The sequence below is a fragment of the Streptomyces sp. NPDC093097 genome, assembly GCF_044754325.1.
Taxonomy (GTDB): domain Bacteria; phylum Actinomycetota; class Actinomycetes; order Streptomycetales; family Streptomycetaceae; genus Streptomyces.
Genome location: NZ_JBIVOW010000002.1, coordinates 16285 through 36164, shown reverse-complemented (window position 1 = coordinate 36164; position 19880 = coordinate 16285). Strand labels below are relative to the sequence as shown.

Sequence of the window (19880 nt, the reverse complement as noted above, 5' to 3'; positions counted from 1 at the left end):
GCCCGAGCACCACGCGGACCCTTGAGGGGGACGTACCGGGCCAGTGCCTCCCGTGACCAGTCGGCTCCTACCGCTCAACAGGGGCCGGAACAAGGGGAGGCCAGCGCCAGGGGCACGATTGCGTCCGCGAGGTCACCTAAGCGGGCGGTGCTGGAAGGAAATCGTGTGAGCCGGATCTCGGTCCGGGGATTCGCAGTGGCGTCGGCCACCGCGGTCACCACCGTCGGCGCCGTTGTCGGCGTCGCATCAGGCAGCCAGGCAGCGGTCAGCAACACCGAGGCCACGGCGGCCGACGCGACGATCGCCGACATCCCCGCGGGCCAGCAGGCCCAGGTGCAGACGGCGTCGCTGACGCAGCAGGCGGACTCGGCGTCCACCCAGGCGGACACGGCGGCACTGAAGTCCGCACAGGAGTCGGCCCGCAAGGCAGCCGCGGAGACCGCGCAGAGCAAGAAGGACGCGGCCGACAAGGCGAAGGCGGAGAAGGCGGAGAAGGAGGCCAAGGAGCGCGAGAAGGCAGACGCGCTGGCCGTTTCCCGCTCGGCCGTCCGCGACGCCTCCGATTTCGTCGCCAAGGCTTCCTACACCGTCGCCGAGACCCAGGCGATAGCCCGCCAGATGATCCCCGCCAACCAGTTCCAGTGCTTCAGCAACATCGTGTCGCACGAGTCCACCTGGAACTACCGCGCCACCAACGCCTCTTCCGGCGCCTACGGTCTGGTCCAGGCGCTGCCCGGTTCCAAGATGTCCTCCGCGGGCTCGGACTGGCAGACCAACCCGGCCACCCAGATCAAGTGGGGCCTGAACTACATGAACAGCCGGTACGGCAGCCCCTGCGGTGCCTGGTCGTTCTGGCAGGCCAACAGCTGGTACTAGTGCCGCAGCAGGCCCTCCCCAGGCCGCACCGCAGCACGCGAAAACCCCCGAACGCGAGGCGTCGGGGGTTTTGTGCATCCGGCCCAGGTAACGTCGTGACGTCAGACTTGCGGTAAGGGCGGGGAAGAGGAAGCGACATGTCCAGATTGCCTCAGTGGGTCGGCGGCGTAGGTGCCGGCCTCACGCGGCTCTCGCAGCGGCTGGAGGAACAGCGCCGCCGCGCGGAGGCCGGCGACCCGGAAGAACTGGGGCGCGCCGGGCGCGCGACCTCCCTGGACGGGGGGCCGGTGGCGTACCCGCAGGACGAGGACGCGCCCGCCAGCCGCCCGGCGACGGACGACCGGGTTCCGGAGGCGGCAGTCGCCGCGCCCCCCATGACCGTCGTGGACGCGGTAGACGCCGCGCGCCGGCCGGAGGCGGAGGATCCGGTACCGGCCGCAGCCGCCGCCGAGGTCCGCCCGCCCGACGCGGTCCCCGCCCCGCCCGCCTACGCGCCCGCCGTCGCGGCCCGTCAGGACCCGGTGACGGCGGTGCCCTGGGGCGTGCGGGTCGCGGCCGAGGCCGGCTGGCGGCTGCTGGTGCTGGCCGGCACGTTGTGGGTGCTGGCGAAGGTGATCACCACCATCTCGCTGGTGGTGCTGTCCTTCGTCGCGGCGCTGCTGATCACGGCGCTGCTCCAGCCCACCGTGGCGTGGCTGCGTCAGCGCAACGTGCCGCGCGGGCTGGCCACCGCGCTGACCTTCATCGGCGGCTTCGTGGTGATGGGCCTGGTCGGCTGGTTCGTCGTGTGGCAGGTCCAGGACAACATCGACTCGGTGTCCAGCCGCATCCAGGAGGGCATCACCGAGCTCAAGGGCTGGCTGCTGAAGAGCCCGTTCCATGTGACCGAGAGCCAGATCAACCACATCGCCAAGAACCTCCAGGACGCGGTCGGCTCCAACACCGAGGCGATCACCTCCGCCGGGCTGGAGGGCGTCACGGTCGTCCTGGAGATGCTCACCGGCATCCTGCTGGCGATGTTCACCACGCTGTTCCTGCTCTACGACGGCCGGCGGATCTGGGAGTGGACGCTCAAGCTGGTCCCGGGTGCGGCCCGCCCGGGTGTGGCGGGCGCCGGCCCGCGTGCCTGGCGGACGCTGACCGCCTACATCCGCGGCACGGTCCTGGTCGCGTTGGCCGACGCGTTCTTCATCGGTATCGGGCTGTACTTCCTCGATGTGCCGCTGGCCGTCCCGCTCGCCGTCTTCGTCTTCCTCTTCGCCTTCATCCCGCTGATCGGTGCGGTGGTCTCGGGCGCGCTGGCGTGCGTGGTCGCGTTGGTGACCCAGGGCGTCTTCACGGCGCTGCTGGTGCTGGCCGTGGTGCTGGCGGTGAACCAGATCGAGAGCCATGTGCTCCAGCCGTTCATCCTGGGCCGGGCGGTCCGGGTGCATCCGCTGGCGGTGATCCTCTCGGTCGCCGCGGGCAGCCTGTTCGCCGGCATCGGCGGCGCGGTGGTGGCGGTTCCCCTGGTGGCCGTCACCAACACCGTCGTCGGCTACCTCCGGGCGTACTCCCAGGAGCAGGCGCTGCGGATGACGGTGCCGCCGCGCGGGGCGACCGCGCTGTCGGTGGCGCCGACCCCGCCGCCGCGGCACACCGAACACCCCTCGCAGGAGTAGCCGGGGCCGGTCCGGCGGGTCACCGCCCGTCGGACCGCGAGGCGCACGTCCCGACGCACGAAACCCCCGCGGACACGGAGTCCGCGGGGGTTTCGTCGCATCGGGCGAGCGGGCGTCACAGGGCGCCCGGTGCGCCATGCCTCATTCGGCGAGGGCGGCCTCGGCGTCGAGGGTGGCGCCGACGGCCTGGAGGACGGCCGCGATCTTGACGGCCTCCTGGATCGTCTCGCGCTCGACACCGGCCTTGCGCAGCACCTGCTCGTGCGAGTCCAGGCACATGCCGCAGCCGTTGATGGCGGAGACGGCCAGCGACCACAGCTCGAAGTCGACCTTGTCCACGCCGGGGTTGCCGATGACGTTCATCCGCAGACCGGCGCGCAGGGTCCCGTACTCCGGGTCGGAGAGCAGGTGGCGCGTCCGGTAGAAGACGTTGTTCATCGCCATGATGGCGGCGGCCGACTTGGCGGCGGTGTACGCCTCGGGGGAGAGGTTGGCCTTCGCCTCGGGCTCCAGCTCGCGCAGCACCTTGGTGGAGCGGGAGGCGATGGCGCAGGCCAGCACCGTGCCCCACAGCTGCTGCTGCGGCAGGTCGGAGTTGCCGATCACCGAACCGAGGTTCAGCTTCAGGTCCTTGGCGTAGTCCGGAACCGCGGACTTCAGGTCATCGAGAGACATGGGTGTCACTCACCAGCCAGCAGGGCGACCGGGTCCAGGGTGTTCTCGCCCTTGCTCCAGTTGCAGGGGCACAGCTCGTCGGTCTGCAGGGCGTCCAGGACCCGCAGGACCTCCTTGGGGTTACGGCCGACGGAGCCGGCGGTCACCATGGTGAACTGGATCTCGTTGTTCTGGTCGACGATGAAGACGGCGCGCTGCGCGAAGCCGTCCTCGCCCTCGATGCCCAGCGCGCGCATGAGCTCGCGCTTGGAGTCGGCCATCATCGGGAAGGGCAGGTCGGTCAGGTCCGGGTGGTCCTTGCGCCAGGCGTGGTGCACGAACTCGGAGTCGCCGGAGAAGCCGAGGATCTGGGCGTCACGGTCGGCGAACTCGTCGTTCAGCTTGCCGAACGCGGCGATCTCGGTCGGGCACACGAAGGTGAAGTCCTTGGGCCACGCGAAGACGATCTTCCACTTACCTTCGTAGGTCTTGTGGTTGATCTGCTCGAACTCCTTGCCCTTCTCCAGCGAGACGCAGGAGGTCAGGTCGAACTCAGGGAACTTGTCACCGACAGTGAGCACGCGCTCTCCTTGTAGAAAGAAAGTCCCTTATGGGGGTCTTTCGGGTCTTTCTTGAGGCTTGGACGGGTTCCACAGTGCCACAGGAGGCATTGATCAGGGAAATAGCTAGACTTGTGGATGTTGATCGGAGGTGGTTATCAGTGGCTTCTCCCACAAGCCCCGGCGGGCGTCCCCGCCAGCCCAGCCTGGCCCAGCTGCGGGCCTTCGCCGCGGTCGCCGAGCACCTGCACTTCCGGGAGGCGGCGGCCGAGATCGGCATGAGCCAGCCCGCGCTCTCCGGCGCCGTCGCCGCGCTGGAGGAGACCCTCGGTGTGCAACTCCTGGAGCGTACGACGCGCAAGGTGCTGCTCTCACCGGCGGGGGAGCGGGTGGCGGCCCGCGCCCGTACGGTCCTGGACGCGGTCGGCGCGCTGATGGAGGAGGCGGAGGCGGCCCGTGCGCCGTTCACCGGGGTGCTCCGGCTCGGCGTCATCCCCACCGTCGCGCCGTATCTGCTGCCCGCCGTCCTGCGGCTGGTCCACGACACCTACCCGGCCCTCGACCTCCAGGTCCACGAGGAGCAGACCACGTCCCTGCTGGACGGTCTGGCGCACGGGCGGCTGGACCTGCTGCTGCTCGCGGTGCCGCTCGGTGCGCCGCAGGTCACCGAAATACCGTTGTTCGAAGAGGACTTCGTGCTGGTCGCGCCCAAGGACCACTGGCTCGGCGACCGCGGCGACATCCCCCGCGAGGCGCTCAAGGAGCTCGACCTGCTCCTGCTGGACGAGGGGCACTGCCTGCGCGACCAGGCGCTGGACATCTGCCGCGAGGTGGGGCGGGACGAGAACGCGCCGGTGACGACGAGCGCGGCCGGGCTCTCCACGCTGGTGCAGCTGGTGGCCGGTGGGATGGGGGTGACTCTCCTGCCGCGTACGGCACTTCGGGTGGAAACCGCCCGCAACGAGCAGCTGACGACGGGCCGCTTCGCGGCTCCGGCGCCCGCCCGGCGGATCGCCCTGGCGATGCGCAGCGGTTCGGCCCGGCAGCGCGAGTTCGAGGAGTTCGCGGCGGCGCTGCGGGGGGCGCTGCGGGAGTTGCCGGTGCGGATCGTGGAGGGATGAGGAGGGGCTCACTCCGTCCGTAGCCCGTCGGGCCGCATCATCCGCCACAGCGGCGGCAGGCTCAGCGCGGTGACGAAGAGGATGACGGCGCCACCGATGCCGGTCATGCCGGCGACCACCGGCCAGTCGACGACCAGCCCGCTGTCGATGATGCCGAGCAGCAGCGCGCCCAGGGACAGGCCGCAGACGAGGGCCAGAGCCAGGCCGAGGCCGACCGGGAGGGCGGTCTGCCACAGGACGGACCAGCCGAGGGTGGCGCGGCGGACGCCGTAGGCGTCGAGGACGGAGAGCAGCCGGCGGCGCTCGTGGAGCTGCTCGACGGTGGAGATGATCAGGCCCGCGCCGATCAGCAGCAGGGTGATCACCGCGCCGACGAAGAGCGCGGTGCGGACGCCGTTGTACTGCGCGTCGTGCGGGTTGTCGAGGGAGGAGCCCTCCGACATCGTCGGGTTGATCCGGGCCGCGGTGTTGCGGATGTGCTCGACCGCGTCGGGGGTGCCGCGGTCGAAGCGGACGACGATCTCCAGGGCGGGCTCGGCGAACTGGGCAGGGGTGAGGGCCGAGGGGGTCAGGAGCACGTCGTAGCGGGTGGGGAAGGGGGCGTCGTCGCCCGGGAGGAGCCGGGCGGCGCGGGTCTGCGGCGGGATCGTCCAGGGGCGGGGCGTGCGGGCCTGGTCGTTGTAGCCCCTCGGGGGGTTGAGGTCGAGGGTGGCACCGGGGGTGACACCGGTCTGGGAGGTGCGGGCGGTGCCGGTGACGAAGACGTCGCCGTCCCGGCAGGACGGCAGCGCGGCGAGTTTGCGCAGCTCGGAGCAGCTGCCGAGGCCGAGGAGGTCGGGCATGTCGCGGCTGGTGTCGCGGCCCGGGGCGGGCATCCGGCCGGCGTTGATGTCGATGACGCCGCGGACGGAGGTGACCCCGGGGGTGGCGCGCAGTGCCGCCAGCGCCCGTTCGGCCTGCGGCCAGTCGGTCGTGTGGCCCCAGAAGGAGATCTTCGGCAGCCGCCCGGACTTGGCGTACGCGGCGGCGAACCCGCCCTGTCCGCCGGTCAGCAGCATGTGGATGGCGATGGCCCCGGCCAGGGCGACGGTGATGCCGCTGACCGCGCGGGTCGCCGGGGCGCTGCTCAACTGGAGCCGGCGGACGGCCAGTTGCCAGGGGACCGGGCCGCCGCGCAGCCGGCCGACGACCGTGTCGACCAGCCACGGCAGCAGCGCCGTGACGCCGAACAGCAGCAGCGTGGAACCGGCGGCGAGGCGGGCGGTGCTGAGCGGGTCGTCGATCGGGCCCGGCGCCAGGGCCATGGGCACCAGCAGCGCCGCGCCGACGACCGGCAGCGCGATCCGCCACCACAGCCGGCGGCGGACCGGCGGGCGGTCGCGGACGATGCCCAGCGGTTCGACGGTGATCCCGCGCTGGGCGGCGAGGGTGACCAGCACCGCGCAGGTCGGGACGAGGAGGGTGATCAGCAGGGCGGCGAGCGGGGTGGGGTGGACGTCGGCGGAGTAGACGTTGATGTCCCACAGGGTGATGGCCGGGGCCAGTTGGCGGCCGGCCAGGAACAGGGCGCCGCCGCCCACCAGTCCCAGCAGCGAGCCCAGCAGCGCCTCGCCGGAGGCGATCCGGCGGGTGGTGCGGACGTCGGCGCCGACCAGCCGGAGGGCGGCCAGCCGGCGCTCCCGGCGCTCGTTGCCGAAGCGCACGGAGGTGCCGAGGAAGACCGCCACCGGTGTCAGCAGCGCCACGCAGGTCATGATCACCAGGACCGTGGCGGGCGCCGTCAGCGGCCGCGGCTCCCAGTTCTTGCCGAAGTGGTCGATGCGGTAGGCGTCGGCCTCGCGGAGGGTGTCGCTCTGGGCGAAGAAGGTGAGTTCCCGGGGGCCCTGGAGGCCCTCGTCGCCGATCAGGCCGGCGATCCGGTAGCGGCTCAGCCGCTCGCGCAGCAGCCCGTTGCCGGGGGCGTCCAGCATCTCCTTCAGGGCCGGCGAGACCAGCATCCGGCCCGGTCCGGGGAGGTGGTGGATGCCGGGCGGCACCGGCGGGTGCGCGCCGTCCGGGCGGACCAGCCGGCCGCGGATGACGGTGCCGTGGAAGGTGGTGCCCACCCTGGCGTGGAGGAGGGTGCGGTCGCCGGCCGGCGGCGGGTTCGCCTGGCCGAGGTTCTCGCGGGCCTTCTCCCGGCCGTGCCAGGCGTTCATCAGGGTCGGTACGGAGGCGCCGCACAGCAGCACCGCGACGCCCAGGGCGACCCCGGCGGCGGTCAGGGCGGTGCGGATCCAGCCCTCGCGTCCGCCGCCGACCGCGAACCGCATGCCCATGGCGAGGTCGCGGGCCCAGGTGAGCGGGCCGGTCCGGGGGGTCGGTGGCGGCGGCGCGGCGACGGTGGTGGCCCGCTCGCCGTCGTCGGTGTGCGGCCGCGAGCGGAGCAGGGTCATATCCGGCCCGCCGGGTCCTTCACGCGACCGTCGCGGACGACGATGTCCCGGTCGGAGTAGGCGGCGACGCGGGCCTCGTGGGTGACGAGGACGACGGCGGCGTTGGTGTCGCGGGCGGCGTCGGTGAGCAGGCCCATGACGCGTTCGCCGTTGAGGGAGTCGAGGGCGCCGGTGGGTTCGTCGGCGAAGAGCACCCGGGGGCGGCCGGCGAGGGCGCGGGCGACCGCGACCCGCTGGCCCTGGCCGCCGGATATCTCACCGGGGCGCTTCCGGTCCACGCCCTCGACCTCCAGGCGCTCCAGCCAGTCGCGGGCCTGGCGTTCGGCTTCCTTGCGCTTGGTGCCGTTCAGGCGCAGCGGCAGGGCGACGTTCTCCAGGCAGGTCAACTCCGGTACCAGCTGGCCGAATTGGAAGACGAAGCCGAAGTCGGTGCGGCGCAGGGCGCTGCGCTGGGCGTCGCCCAGGTCGGTGAGGGTGTGCGGGCCGTAGCGGACCGTGCCGGAGTCCGGGCGGACGATGCCGGCGAGGCAGTGCAGCAGCGTCGACTTGCCGGACCCGGAGGGGCCCAGGACCGCTACCACCTCGCCGGGGTGGATGGAGAAGTCGACGCCGTCGAGCGCCGGCGTGGGCCCGTACGCCTTGCACAGGCCCTCCGCGGCGAGCAGGGATCCCTGGGGGGTCATGTGCGCACTGCCTCCGCCAGCTTGTCCAGGCGGGCGGCGGTCAGCTCCAGCCAGCGCAGATCGGCTTCCAGGTGGAACAGCGCGTGGTCGCAGATCAGCTGGTCGGCGAGGTCGCCGGAGCGCTTGCGCTCGGTCAGGCCGCGCATCAGCCGCAGGTGCTCGGTGCGCTGGGTGTCGAGCAGCTCGGCGGCGTCCCGGCTGGTCAGCAGGGCGAGTACGACCTTGGTGTAGAGCGTCGACTGGAGGTAGGGCTCGGGCTTCTCCGGCCGGGCCAGCCACTGGGCGACGTCGGTGACCCCGGCGTCGGTGATGGCGTACCGCTTGCGCTCCGGACCCGCCCCGGCCTCCACGCCGTCCACCTCGACCAGGCCGTTCTTCAGCAGCCGGGACATCGTGGAGTAGACCTGCCCGTAATGGAGCGGGCGGTCCTGCCCGAAGTGCTCGTCGAAGGCCCGCTTGAGGTCGTAGCCATGGCGGGGGCCGGACTCCAGGAGGCCCAGCAGCGTATGACCGATTGACATGCGAACCACCTTACTCGGGGGTGTATCGCTGGTGTATACGCACGTGGTATACCCGGCGGCGCGAGAGGGAAGGGCTGGTGGACGACGGTGCGGGGCGGCCGCCGGATCGTCTCCGGCGGCCGCCCCGCACCGGGTCCGGTCACTCCGTGCGCAGCCCGTCGGGCCGCATCATCCGCCACAGCGGCGGCAGGCTGAGCAGCGTCACCAGCACGACCAGTGCGGCGCCGATGGCGGTCGGCGCCCAGAGCACCGACCAGTCGAAGGTGGTCTTCCCGGACATCCGCAGCAGCGCCAGCCCCAGCGCGCAGCCGCCGGTCAGCGCCAGGAGCAGTCCCAGGACCACCGGGATCGCGGTCTGCCACAGCACCGACCAGGCCAGCGTGGCCCGCCGGGTGCCGAAGGCGACCAGCACGGACAGCAGCCGGCGGCGCTCGCGCAGCTGCTCCAGCGTCGTCACCAGCATGCTGGCGGCGATCAGCACCAGGGTCGCGGTGGAGCCGGCCAGCAACCAGGTCCGCATGCCGGTGAACTGGGCGTCGCGCTCAACGTTCCGGACCTCGTTGATGTTCATCACCGGGTTGATCCGGGCCGCGGTGTTGCGGACGTGCTCGGCGGCGTCCGGGACGCCCGGGGCGAGCTTGATCATGACCAGGCCCATCGGGTCGTCCAGCAGCTTCGCGTCCAGGGCGCCGGGGGTGACGAAGAGGCCGGAGGACGACTGGCCCATCGGGTCCGGGCGGGAGTCGACCGTGCGGGCCGACTTCGGGACGGTCCACAGCCGGGGCGGGACGGGCGGCAGGTCATCCGAGTGGTAGGCGAGGTCCACCGCGGCGCCGGGCCGGGCGGCGTCCACGATGCGGTTGCCGTGCGCCTCGTCCTGGTCGTCCCGGACGAGGAAGACGTCACCGTCCTTGCAGGAACCCAGGTGGGCCATCTCGCCCAGGCTGGCGCAGTCGCCGTAGGTGACGCCCGTGTACGGCGCGTCCTCCTCGCCCTTGCGGAGCGGGCCGGGACGGGACGCGCTGGTGTTGATGGTGGCGACGACGCCGCTGACGCCCTCGGTCTCCCGGAACAGGCGGTGCGCCGTGCGGATGGTGTCGATGTCGCGCGCGGGCAACGACCCCTGCAACTGCGCCCGCCCGGCGTCCTGCCCGGTGGTCTTCATGAAGTCGCCCTGCACTCCGGCGAAGAGCAACTGGAGCGCGATCGCCCCGGCGATGGCGACGGTGATCCCGCTGACCGAGCGGGCGGCCGCGCCCGAGCTGAGCTGGAGCCGCCGCATCGCGAGCTGCCAGGGCACCGTCCCGCCGCGCAGCCGCGTCACCGCCGCGTCCACCGCCCAGGGCAGCAGCAGCGTCACCCCGAGCAGGAACAGCGCGGCACCGCCGGCGACGAGGTAGGGGGTGACGAGGTAGGGGTTGACGGCGACGGCGCCGTTGAGGCTGCCGTTGGTGATCAGCAGCGCGGCCCCGACCAGCAGGAACGGCAGCCGCCACCACAGCCGGCGCCGGCGCGCCGCGGTGTTGCGGACGACGCCCAGCGGCTCGATGGCCACCCGGCGCAGCGACAGCAGCGTGACCATGACGGCGCAGAGCGGCACCGCGAGCACGATCAGCGCGGCCAGCAACGGGGCCGGGCTCACGTCGGAGGGGAAGGCGGACACGTCCCAGAGGGTGATCCGGGCGACGAGCTGCCGGGCGCCCAGGAACAGCCCGGCGCCCACCAGCAGCCCGCACAGCGCCCCGAACAGCGCCTCACCGGCCGCGGTCCGCCGGGTCATCCGGGCGTCCGCGCCGATCAGCCGCAGGGCGGCCAGCCGGCGGTCGCGGCGCTCCCCGCCGAACCGGACCGCGGTGCTGATGAAGATCGCCACCGGCATCAGCAGCACGACCAGCGCCACGATGATCAGCGTCAGCAGCAGCGGGTTCAGCGCCTCCTTGGTGCGGGGGATGCCGAACGTGGCGATCCGGTAGCCGGTCTCCTCGCTCAGGGTGCGGGTGCCGGCGTAGAAGGCGAGTTCGGCGGGGCCGGCCAGGCCGGTGTCGCCGATCAGGCCGACGTCCTTGTACGGCAGCCGTTCCCGCAGCAGCGCCCCGTCGGGCGAGTGCAGCAGCTCGCGCAGCGCGGGGGAGAGCACCATCTCGTTCGGCTTCGGCAGGGCGGCCAGCCCCGGCGGGACGGACGGCTTGGGGCCGTCCGGCTGGAGGAACTTCCCGGAGACGGACCGGCCCCGGTAGGTCGTCTGCAGGGTGCCCACGAGCAGCGTCGACGGCGTCGCCGAGATCTTCCCGATGCCGTCCGGCAGCGCCTTGGCCAGCTGGCGATCGGACCGGTGCTCCATGATCGTGGGGACCGAGGCCGCGCTGAGCAGCAGTGTCACGCCCAGCCCCACGCCGAGGGCGGTCAGCAGGGTGCGGATCCACCCCTCGCGGCCTCCGCCGACCGCGAAGCGGATGCCCATGGCGAGGTCCCGGGCCCAACCGCGCGGCCCGCCCCCGGTCTTGACGGTGTCCGTGCTCATGCCACGCCCGCCATCTCCCGGGCGACGCCGTCCCGCACCACGACCTCGCGGTCGGCGTACGCGGCGACGCGGGCCTCGTGGGTGACGAGGACGACGGCGGCGTTGGTGTCGCGGGCGGCGTCGGTGAGCAGGCCCATGACGCGTTCGCCGTTGAGGGAGTCGAGGGCGCCGGTGGGTTCGTCGGCGAAGAGCACGCGGGGGCGGCCGGCGAGGGCGCGGGCGACCGCGACCCGCTGGCCCTGGCCGCCGGAGACCTCGCCGGGCCGCTGGGCCGCGACGCCGTCCACCTCCAGGCGCTCCAGCCAGTAACGGGCCTGCCGTTCGGCCTCCTTGCGTCTGGTGCCGGTCAGGCGCAGCGGCAGGGCGACGTTCTCCAGGCAGGTCAACTCCGGTACCAGCTGCCCGAATTGGAAGACGAAGCCGAAGTCGGTGCGGCGCAGGGCGCTGCGGCGGGCGTCGCTGAGGTCGGTGAGGTTCTGTGTGCCGTAGCGGACCGTGCCGGAGTCCGGGCGGATGATGCCGGCGAGGCAGTGCAGCAGGGTCGACTTGCCGGAGCCGGAGGGGCCCATGACGGCGACCACCTCGCCGGGGTGGATGGAGAAGCCGGCGCCGTCGAGCGCGGGCGTGGGCCCGTACGCCTTGTGCAGCGCACGGGCTTCGAGCAGGGAACCGGCCGGGGTCATACGGGGGCCTCCGGAAGAGCGGGCAGGGCATGACGGGGGCAGGGCGCGATAACGACAGCGCCGTGCCAGGGACATGACTGCACTCTACATGAGGTGTATACGCGGTGTGTATAGACGGAGTTCTCGGTGCCGCCCGGTGTCATGCGTCGCCGGTCGCCTCCGTTCCCTCCTCCGGTTCCCGCCGCTTCGGCGGCCGGCCGCGCCGGGGTAGTCCGCCGGCGCCCCGCGGCAGCCGCCCGGCATCGCCCAGCGCCTTGCGGAGCAGGAACTCGATCTGGGCGTTGGCGCTGCGGAGTTCGTCGTCGGCCCAGCGGGTGAGGGCGTCGTGGATCAGCGGGTCCAGCCGCAGCAGCACCTGCTTGCGCTGCTGCGGCCGGCGGCCGGCGGGCCGTTCGCGGTCCGCGCCCGGCCCTTGGGGGCTTTCCGTGCTCACTGGTAGAGCGAGCCCGTGTTCAGGACGGGCTGGGCGGCGCGGTCGCCGCACAGCACCACCATCAGATTGCTGACCATGGCGGCCTTGCGCTCCTCGTCCAGCTCGACGATGCCCTGTTCGTTGATCCGCGCCAGGGCCGACTCGACCATGCCCACCGCACCCTCGACGATCTGCTGGCGGGCCGCGACGACCGCACCGGCCTGCTGCCGCTGGAGCATCGCGGAGGCGATCTCGGGGGCGTAGGCGAGGTGGCTGAAGCGGGTCTCGATGATCTGCACACCGGCGGCCTGGACCCGGGCGGTCAGCTCCACGGCGAGCTTCTCGGTGATCTCCTCGGCGTTGTCGCGCAGGGAGAGGGCGTCCTCGTCATGGGCGTCGTAGGGGTACTCGATGGCGATGTGCCGGACCGCCGCCTCGGTCTGGGTGGCGACGAACTCCAGGAAGTCGTCGACCTCGAAGAGCGCCTGGGCGGTGTCCTCGACCTTCCAGACGACGATCGAGGCGAGCTCGATCGGGTTGCCGTAGGCGTCGTTGACCTTGAGGACCGCGGTCTCGTGGTTGCGCACCCGGGTGGAGACCTTGCGGGCCGTGGTGAGCGGGTTGACCCAGCGCAGGCCGTCGGTGCGGATGGTGCCGACGTACCGGCCGAAGAGCTGGATCACCCGGGCCTCGCCGGGCGCGACCATCTTCACGCCGGTCATGCAGAAGATCGAGCCAATGAGCAGCAGGATTCCGACGATCACCGTCGGGGCGCCGGCCGCGCCGTGGCCCTGCTTGCTCAGGATGCCGCCGGCGATCACCGCGACGAGGCCGAGGGCGACGCCCAGGACGGTCAGCAGCAGGGCCAGCCCGCCCGGGATGCTGTGCGCGGCCCGCTCGCGGACCTGCGGCGCCGGCATCTCCGGGGCGTCCGTGGCCTGCGGAGAGGCGGATGTCGTACTGGTCATGTGGTCCCCGTTTCCTCGATGCGCGCAGCATGCCGCGGCGCGTGACGTGTGCCGCGGTGCGTGCTTGCGCCGGTCTAGCAAAGTGATAGCACTTTAACGCGCTGGCCTGCTGCGGTCCAGAGGGTTTCGGCCGGGCCCCGAGGGTTGCACGCATTTCCCGTGCTGTATGTCACGTAGGGAAAAGCCTTGATCGATGAGTATTTGTTGTCAGATGCGGTGTTAGCTTCAACAGCTGAGTTATGCCGGGGGCGGAACGACTGGAGTTGCACGAGCGATGGGCCGAGCGGACGCGGGGCAGGTGCGGCAGGGCGGCGCCCGCCGGGCCGGAAACGACGAGAAGAGGTCCGGCATACGCCGCCTCTTCACCTGGAAGAAGATCCTCGGAGCCTTCCTGGGCATGTGCCTGCTGGGCATCCTGGGATTCGTCGGACTCTACCTCTACGTGGACGTCCCGGCCGGCAACAAGGACGCCAAGCTCCAGAGCAACGTCTTCAAGTACGCGGACGGCTCGGTCATGGCCCGGGTCGGTCAGATCAACCGCGAGACGGTCCCGCTCAGCCGAATACCCAAGGCCGTCCAGCACACCTTCGTCGCCGCCGAGAACAAGACGTTCTACGACGACTCCGGCGTCGACCTGAAGGGCACCCTGCGCGGCGTCCTCAACACCCTCAGCGGCAAGGGCAAGCAGGGTGGTTCGACGATCACCCAGCAGTACGTGAAGAACTACTACCTGAGCCAGGAGCAGACGGTCACCCGCAAGCTCCAGGAGATCGTCATCTCCCTCAAGGTGGACCAGAAGTTCAGCAAGGACGAGATCCTCGCCGGCTACATCAACACCAGCTTCTACGGCCGCGGCGCCTACGGCATCCAGGCCGCCGCCCAGGCCTACTACGGCGTGGACTCCGACAAGCTCACCGTCGCGCAGGGCGCCTACCTCGCCTCGCTGCTCCAGGCGCCCAACCAGTACGACTGGGCCATCGCCTCCGACGCCGGCAAGAAGCGCGTCCAGGAGCGCTGGGCGTACGCGCTCAACAACATGGTCGAGATGAAGTGGCTCAGCGCCGAGCAGCGCGACCAGCTGAAGTTCCCGGTGCCCAAGCCGCCCAAGCCGCTGCCCGGTCTGACCGGCCAGGCCAGCTACATCATCGCCGCGGCCAAGAAGGAGCTCTTCGCCCAGGGCGTCGACGAGAACGAATTCGAGGCCGGCGGCTGGACCGTCACCCTCGGCATCGAGAAGAACCGGCAGAAGGCGCTGGAGCAGGCGGTCCAGCGGAAGCTCACCGACGACCTGAGGCCCGACCAGCGCTCGGTCGACCGCGACGCCCAGCTCGGCGCCGCCTCGGTGGACCCGGAAACCGGGCACGTGGTGGCGCTCTACGGCGGCGAGGGCTACCCCAAGCACTACACCAACAACGCCACCCGCTCCGACTACCAGGCGGCCTCCACCTTCAAGCCGCTCATCCTGGCGTCGGCGCTGGAGAACCACGCGGCCACCAAGAGCGGCGTCCCGATCACCCCCAACACGATCTACGACGGCGCCAACCGCCGCCCGGTCGTCGGCGGGACCACGCCGTTCGCCCCGCCGAACGAGGACGAGCGCACCTACGGCAGGATCACCGTCCAGACGGCGACCGACGACTCCGTCAACTCCGTCTTCGCGCAGATGGGCGCCGACGTCGGCCTGGACCAGGTCAAGAAGACCGCGGTCAGCCTGGGCCTGGACGACAGGATGGACGTGCAGCCCGCGATGACCCTGGGCACCATGGGCGCCAGTCCGCTCCAGATGGCGGGCGCCTACGCCACCCTCGACAACCACGGCAGGAAGGTCACCCCGTCCCTGGTCGTCAAGGCGATGCCGCCCCAGGACGGCGGCAAGGAGTTCTCGCTCAAGGACCCGATCGGCGACCAGGTGATCAGCCGGAAGACGGCCGACACCGTCACCTCCGTCCTGACCGGCGTGGTCAACGACGGCACCGCCGCGGATGCGGTGAAGAACACCGCCTACAAGGCGGCGGGCAAGACCGGCACCTCCGACGACAACAAGTCGGCCTGGTTCGTGGGCTACACGCCGAAGCTGGTCACCGCGGTCGGCATGTTCGGCGAGTCGCCCAACGGCGGCAAGCAGGTCAGCCTCAGGGGCACCGGTGGCGGCGGCCGGGTCAACGGCGGCGGCTACCCGGCGCGGGTCTGGGCCGATTACACCCAGGCCGCGCTCGGTGACCACACCGGCGCCGACTTCGACCTCGAGACCGACATGGGCGCCGCGGTGCCGCCGCCGGTGACCTCGACGCCGAGCCAGACCCCGACGGCCACCCCGACCGCGACGCCGACCGAGTCCGAGTCGACCGACCCGACGCCGACCCACTCCCCGTCGGACACCGCCGGCACCGGCCGGCCCACGTCGACCGACGGCGGCTCGGACTCGACCACCGGCGGCACCGGCGGCACCGGCGGCACCGGCACCGGCGGCACCCCCGGCGGCGCCACCGGCACCGGCGGCACCGGCACCGGCGGCACCGGCACCGGCGGCGGCACCGGCGGCGGCACCGGTGGTGGCCACGGCACCGGTGGTACCGGCGGCGCCGGCGGGACCACGGGCGGCACCGCCGCGGGGGGCGGCGACAGTCTGATGCCGAACTTCGGCAACTGACCGGCCCGGCCATCCGGCAGCGCCGCGGCCCGCACCCTTTCCGGGGTGCGGGCCGCGGTGCTGTGTGCGCGGATCAGCCGCCGTTGACCTTCTTGGCGATCCGGTCGCCGAGGTTCTTGTCGATGTTCCGCCAGTACTGGAGGGCCCGCTCCAGGACCGGCCGGCTCACCCCGTTCCGCAGGTGCCCGGCGACGTTGCCGACCAGCCGCTCGCGGGCCGCGTCGTCCATCACCTCGCGGACCAGCGTGCCCGGCTGCCCGAAGTCGTCGTCGTCCCGGCGCAGCGTGTACGCCTCGCGCACCATCGCACCGCTGGACTCCCAGCCCGCCGGCTCCCCGTAGCGCCCGGTGTCGGCCGCCGGGCCGCCGTAGGAGTTCGGCGCGTACGGCCGGGCCGTCCGTGCCGGGTCGAACCGCATCGGGCCGTCCTTGGCGTACGAATGGGCCGGCACGTGCGGGCGGTTGGGCGGCAGCTGGGCGTAGTTGGGGCCGATCCGGTACCGGTGGGTGTCCGGGTACGAGAACAGCCGGCCCAGCAGCATCTTGTCCGGGGACGGGCCGATGCCCGGCACCATGTTGGACGGCTCGAACGCGGCCTGCTCGATGTGGATGAAGTAGTCCTCCGGATTCCGGTTGAGCGTCATCCGGCCGACCTCGATCAGCGGGTAGTCGCCGTGCGGCCACACCTTGGTCAGGTCGAACGGGTTGAAGCGGTAGTCCGGCGCGTCGTCGAACGGCATGACCTGCACGTACAGCGTCCACGACGGGGCGTTGCCGCCCTCGATCGCGTCGTGCAGGTCCCGGCGGTGGCAGTCGGCGTCCTCGCCGGCCAGCCGGTCGGCGTCGGCCTGGGTGAGGAAGTCGATGCCCTGGTCGGTCTTGAAGTGGTACTTGATCCAGAACTTCTCGCCGCCCGCGTTGACCCACATGTAGGTGTGCGAGCCGTACCCGTTCATGTGCCGGTAGGTCTTGGGGATGCCGCGGTCGCCCATCAGCCAGGTCACCTGGTGCGCCGACTCCGGCGAGAGCGTCCAGAAGTCCCACTGCATGTCGTTGTCGCGCAGCCCGTTGTCGGGGCGGCGCTTCTGCGAGCGGATGAAGTCCTGGAACTTGATCGTGTCCCGTACGAAGAAGACCGGGGTGTTGTTGCCCACCAGGTCGTAATTGCCCAGCTCGGTATAGAACTTGAGGGCGAAGCCGCGCGGGTCGCGCCAGGTGTCGGGGGAGCCCATCTCGCCCGCGACGGTCGAGAAGCGGGCCAGCATCTCGGTTTCCTTGCCGGGCTGGAAGAGGTCCGCCTTGGTGAACTGGCTGACGTCGCCTGTGACCTTGAAGAAGCCGTAGGCGCCGCTGCCCTTGGCGTGCACCACCCGCTCGGGGACCCGTTCGCGGTTGAACTGGGCCATCTTCTCGATCGTGTAGTGGTCCTGGAGGAGGATCGGACCGTCCGGGCTCACGGTCAGGGAGTGCTCGTCGCTCTCCACCGGGATGCCGGCGTTGTTCGTCGTGTGCGGGACGTTCTGCGCGGTGCTGCTCATTGGAGGAACGCCTCCCGTTCGATGACTGGCGGTGGATGGGTCGGGGGCCGTCAGTCCCTTCCGGGGGCAGCTGGTCCCGTAAGTCCCTTTTGCTCCACCCAAGCAGTCAACGCCGTCCGCGGCACGTCGGCAAGGGGTCCCGCACGTCCGGTCGAGTCCCGGGATCGTAGGAGGGGACCCCGCCCGGGCCGGACGGGGTCCCCTCCTACGCGGGCGGCGCGCGGCCTCAGCGACGCGTCCCCGGCGGCATCGACAGCTCGAACCAGACCACCTTGCCCATGCTCAGCCGGGTCGCGCCCCAGCGCCGCGCCATCCGGTTGACCAGGTACAGTCCCCGCCCGCCCTCGTCGGACGGCCGGGCCTGCCGCAGCCGCGGCAGCTGCGGGACGTCGTCGCCGACCTCGCAGCGCAGCACGTCGGTCCGCAGCAGCCGCAGCGTCACCGGCCGCTCGGCGTACCGCACCGCATTGGTCACCACCTCGCTGACCAGCAGCTCCAGCTGGTCCGACAGCTCCTCCAGGCCCCAGCGGACGAGCGCCCGGCGGGCCAGCCGGCGGGCCTGCCCGGCCGTCTGCGCCTTCGGGTCGAGGTACCAGTACGCGACGTCGCTCGGCGCGATCCCGTCGAACCGGGCCGCCAGCAGCGCGATGTCGTCATCGCGGTCGCCCGGCCCGAGCATGTCCAGGACCTCGTCGCACATCGGCTCCAGCGGCGGCGGGTTGGGGCCGGTCAGCCGGGCCGTCTCGGCCAGCCGCTCCCGCAGCTGCTCGATGCCGGTCCACACGTCCCGGATCCGCGACTCCACCAGGCCGTCGGTGTAGAGCACCAGCGTGGCGCCCGCCGGGGCGTCCAGCTCCACCGCCTCGAAGTCCACCCCGCCGACGCCGATCGGCGCGCCCGGAGGCACCCGCAGCACCTCCGCGCGCCCACCGCGGTGCAGCATCACCGGCGGCGGATGCCCGGCGTTGGCGACGATGATCCGATGCGCCACCGGGTCGTACACCGCGTACAGGCACGTCGCCATCCGGTCCGAGCCCAGCCGCTGGGCCTGCTCGTCGAGGTGGTGCAGCACCTCCTGCGGCGGCAGGTCCAGACCGGCCAGGGTCTGCGCGGTGGTCCGCAGCTGCCCCATGATCGCGGCCGAGGTCATCGAGTGGCCCATCACGTCGCCGACCACCAGCGCCACCCGGCTGCCCGGCAGCGGGATCGCGTCGTACCAGTCGCCGCCCACCCGCGCGGTCTCCGCGGCCGGCAGATAGCGGCTGGCCAGCCGCACACCGGTCGGCTGCGGCAGCGAGTCCGGCAGCATCGTGCGCTGGAGCGCGTCCGCGATGTACGCCTCGCGGCCGTAGAGCACCGCCTTGTCCACGCCCAGCGCGGTGTGCGTCGCCAACTGGGCCGCCACCAGCAGGTCGTCCGGCTCGAACGCCGGCCGGTCCGGGCGGCGCAGGAACACCGCCGCGCCGATCACCCGCCGGCGCCCGCGCAGCGGCGCCAGGATCACCCGGTGACCGCCCGGCAGCCGGGTGTCGGGACCCAGCAGCTCCGGCAGCGCGGTCCGCGCCGCCTGGGCCTCGCCGAACAGCGGCCGCACCCCGCGCAGCACCTCCGCCAGCGGCCCGCCCGGGCGCACCTCGGACAGCTCCGCTGCGCTGCCGCCCATCGCCGGGCCCAGGTCCGGCTGCGCCGGCAGCACCGGCAGCCGCAGCCCGTTGGTGTCCGGCTCCTCCGGGATCCGGTCGGTGCGGCGCAGCCGCAGCACCACCGGGCCGGTCGGCCGCTCGTCGCCCACCGGCAGCGGATCGCGCAGATAGACCAGGATCGCGTCGGCGAAGGTCGGCACCGTCGCCCGGCACAGCCCCAGCACGATCTCGTCCAGGTCTATCCCGCGGGCGATCCGCCGGGTCGCCGCCCCGATGAACCGCAGCCGGTCCCCGCTCGCCTGACGGGCCGCGGTCACCTCCCGGCTCTCCGTGCTCTCGCCCGGATGCGCCGAGCGCGCCGGCGGCACTCCGGGCGGCTGCGGCGGTCCCGCCGGCGGCGGCAGCTCCGCGCCGGACCGCCCGCCGCCCCGTACGCCCGGCTCCCCGTCCGGCCGCCCTTCCGTGGGCATGGCCACCTCCCCGTACGGGTCGTACGAGCCCCCGTACGACCCGGCGCACGCGCCGTAGGAACTGTCGCGGGACGCGCGGGCGGCGCCGTACGCCCGCGCGCCGTCGCCGGCCGGGCCGTGGTCGGCGGCCGGTTCGGCGTCCCCCTGCCCGCCCGGTGGGCCCGCGGAGGCCGCGGCGGCGAACTCGCCCGCCGTACCGGCCTCGCCGAAGCCGTTGTCGTCACCGCCGCGCACCGCGAACCCCGTGCCCGGCGCCGGGTCGTGGTCGTCGCCGACGGGCTGCTGGAGGGCGCTGCGCGGGTCGGGTACGCCGTCGGGCGGCGCGGTCTCGGCCGTCCCCGCAGCAGGGGACGCCGAGGACGCGGCGGTCGGGGCCGACTGCCGCGTTTCGTGGGAGGTGGGATGCTCCGTCACGCGTGGGATTCCATCCGTCCGGGGCTGGCGCCGGCGCGCCGCGTTCGGTGCGCGCCGCCCGAGCGGCCGCG

General features: G+C 72.4%; 15 protein-coding genes. 4 read left to right on the top strand and 11 right to left on the bottom strand.

Annotated elements, in window-relative coordinates; all coding sequences use genetic code 11:
• Positions 1-165 precede the first annotated feature (165 nt).
• Positions 166-876 carry a transglycosylase SLT domain-containing protein gene (locus ACIQE0_RS03110; RefSeq protein ID WP_366331242.1) on the top strand — a complete coding sequence of 237 codons (711 nt, stop codon included), beginning with the start codon at positions 166-168 and terminating at the stop codon, positions 874-876.
• A gap of 137 nt (positions 877-1013) precedes the next feature.
• A complete protein-coding gene (locus tag ACIQE0_RS03105) occupies positions 1014-2537 on the top strand; it encodes an AI-2E family transporter (RefSeq protein ID WP_402328681.1) in 1524 nt (507 codons plus the stop codon).
• Between the two features lie 141 nt (positions 2538-2678).
• On the opposite strand, the gene ACIQE0_RS03100 is transcribed toward ACIQE0_RS03105, so the two are convergent.
• A complete protein-coding gene (locus ACIQE0_RS03100) occupies positions 2679-3212 on the bottom strand; it encodes an alkyl hydroperoxide reductase (protein WP_366331244.1) in 534 nt (177 codons plus the stop codon).
• Between the two features lie 5 nt (positions 3213-3217).
• The gene (locus ACIQE0_RS03095) at positions 3218-3772 is read right to left on the bottom strand and encodes a peroxiredoxin (RefSeq protein WP_366331245.1); all 555 of its coding nucleotides are present in this window, start codon (positions 3770-3772) and stop codon (positions 3218-3220) included.
• 140 nt (positions 3773-3912) lie between these two features.
• Between ACIQE0_RS03095 and ACIQE0_RS03090 the strand changes: the two genes are divergently transcribed.
• The gene (locus tag ACIQE0_RS03090) at positions 3913-4872 is read left to right on the top strand and encodes a hydrogen peroxide-inducible genes activator (protein ID WP_402328679.1); all 960 of its coding nucleotides are present in this window, start codon (positions 3913-3915) and stop codon (positions 4870-4872) included.
• 8 nt (positions 4873-4880) lie between these two features.
• Here ACIQE0_RS03090 and ACIQE0_RS03085 read toward each other — a convergent pair whose 3' ends face one another.
• From ACIQE0_RS03085 to ACIQE0_RS03055, 7 genes are all read right to left on the bottom strand, one after another.
• Positions 4881-7307, bottom strand: coding sequence for an ABC transporter permease (locus ACIQE0_RS03085; RefSeq protein ID WP_402328677.1), 2427 nt, complete (start codon positions 7305-7307; stop codon positions 4881-4883).
• Positions 7304-7990 (bottom strand): ABC transporter ATP-binding protein, encoded by a 687-nt coding sequence (locus ACIQE0_RS03080; protein ID WP_402328675.1) that lies wholly within the window; start codon positions 7988-7990, stop codon positions 7304-7306. Before ACIQE0_RS03080 ends, ACIQE0_RS03085 begins: the two co-directional genes overlap by 4 nt.
• Positions 7987-8511, bottom strand: coding sequence for a PadR family transcriptional regulator (locus ACIQE0_RS03075; RefSeq protein ID WP_366331249.1), 525 nt, complete (start codon positions 8509-8511; stop codon positions 7987-7989). Before ACIQE0_RS03075 ends, ACIQE0_RS03080 begins: the two co-directional genes overlap by 4 nt.
• 139 nt (positions 8512-8650) lie before the next feature.
• Complete coding sequence (locus ACIQE0_RS03070) at positions 8651-11032, bottom strand: FtsX-like permease family protein (RefSeq protein ID WP_402328673.1); 2382 nt, start codon at positions 11030-11032, stop codon at positions 8651-8653.
• Positions 11029-11715 carry an ABC transporter ATP-binding protein gene (locus ACIQE0_RS03065; protein ID WP_366331251.1) on the bottom strand — a complete coding sequence of 229 codons (687 nt, stop codon included), beginning with the start codon at positions 11713-11715 and terminating at the stop codon, positions 11029-11031. The genes ACIQE0_RS03070 and ACIQE0_RS03065 overlap by 4 nt, the downstream gene beginning before the upstream one ends.
• Positions 11716-11854: 139 nt before the next feature.
• Complete coding sequence (locus tag ACIQE0_RS03060; RefSeq protein ID WP_366331252.1) at positions 11855-12148, bottom strand: hypothetical protein; 294 nt, start codon at positions 12146-12148, stop codon at positions 11855-11857.
• Positions 12145-13095, bottom strand: a complete 951-nt coding sequence (locus ACIQE0_RS03055) for an SPFH domain-containing protein (RefSeq protein ID WP_366331253.1) — start codon at positions 13093-13095, stop codon at positions 12145-12147. Before ACIQE0_RS03055 ends, ACIQE0_RS03060 begins: the two co-directional genes overlap by 4 nt.
• Positions 13096-13369: 274 nt before the next feature.
• On the opposite strand from ACIQE0_RS03055, the gene ACIQE0_RS03050 reads away from it, so the two are divergent.
• Positions 13370-15745: a transglycosylase domain-containing protein gene (locus ACIQE0_RS03050; RefSeq protein WP_402328670.1), complete on the top strand. Its 2376-nt coding sequence runs from the start codon at positions 13370-13372 to the stop codon at positions 15743-15745.
• Positions 15746-15818: 73 nt separating this feature from the next.
• On the opposite strand, the gene ACIQE0_RS03045 is transcribed toward ACIQE0_RS03050, so the two are convergent.
• A complete protein-coding gene (locus tag ACIQE0_RS03045; protein WP_366331255.1) occupies positions 15819-17282 on the bottom strand; it encodes a catalase in 1464 nt (487 codons plus the stop codon).
• A 226-nt stretch (positions 17283-17508) separates the two neighbouring features.
• The gene (locus tag ACIQE0_RS03040) at positions 17509-19809 is read right to left on the bottom strand and encodes a SpoIIE family protein phosphatase (RefSeq protein ID WP_402328668.1); all 2301 of its coding nucleotides are present in this window, start codon (positions 19807-19809) and stop codon (positions 17509-17511) included.
• Positions 19810-19880: the final 71 nt, after the last annotated feature.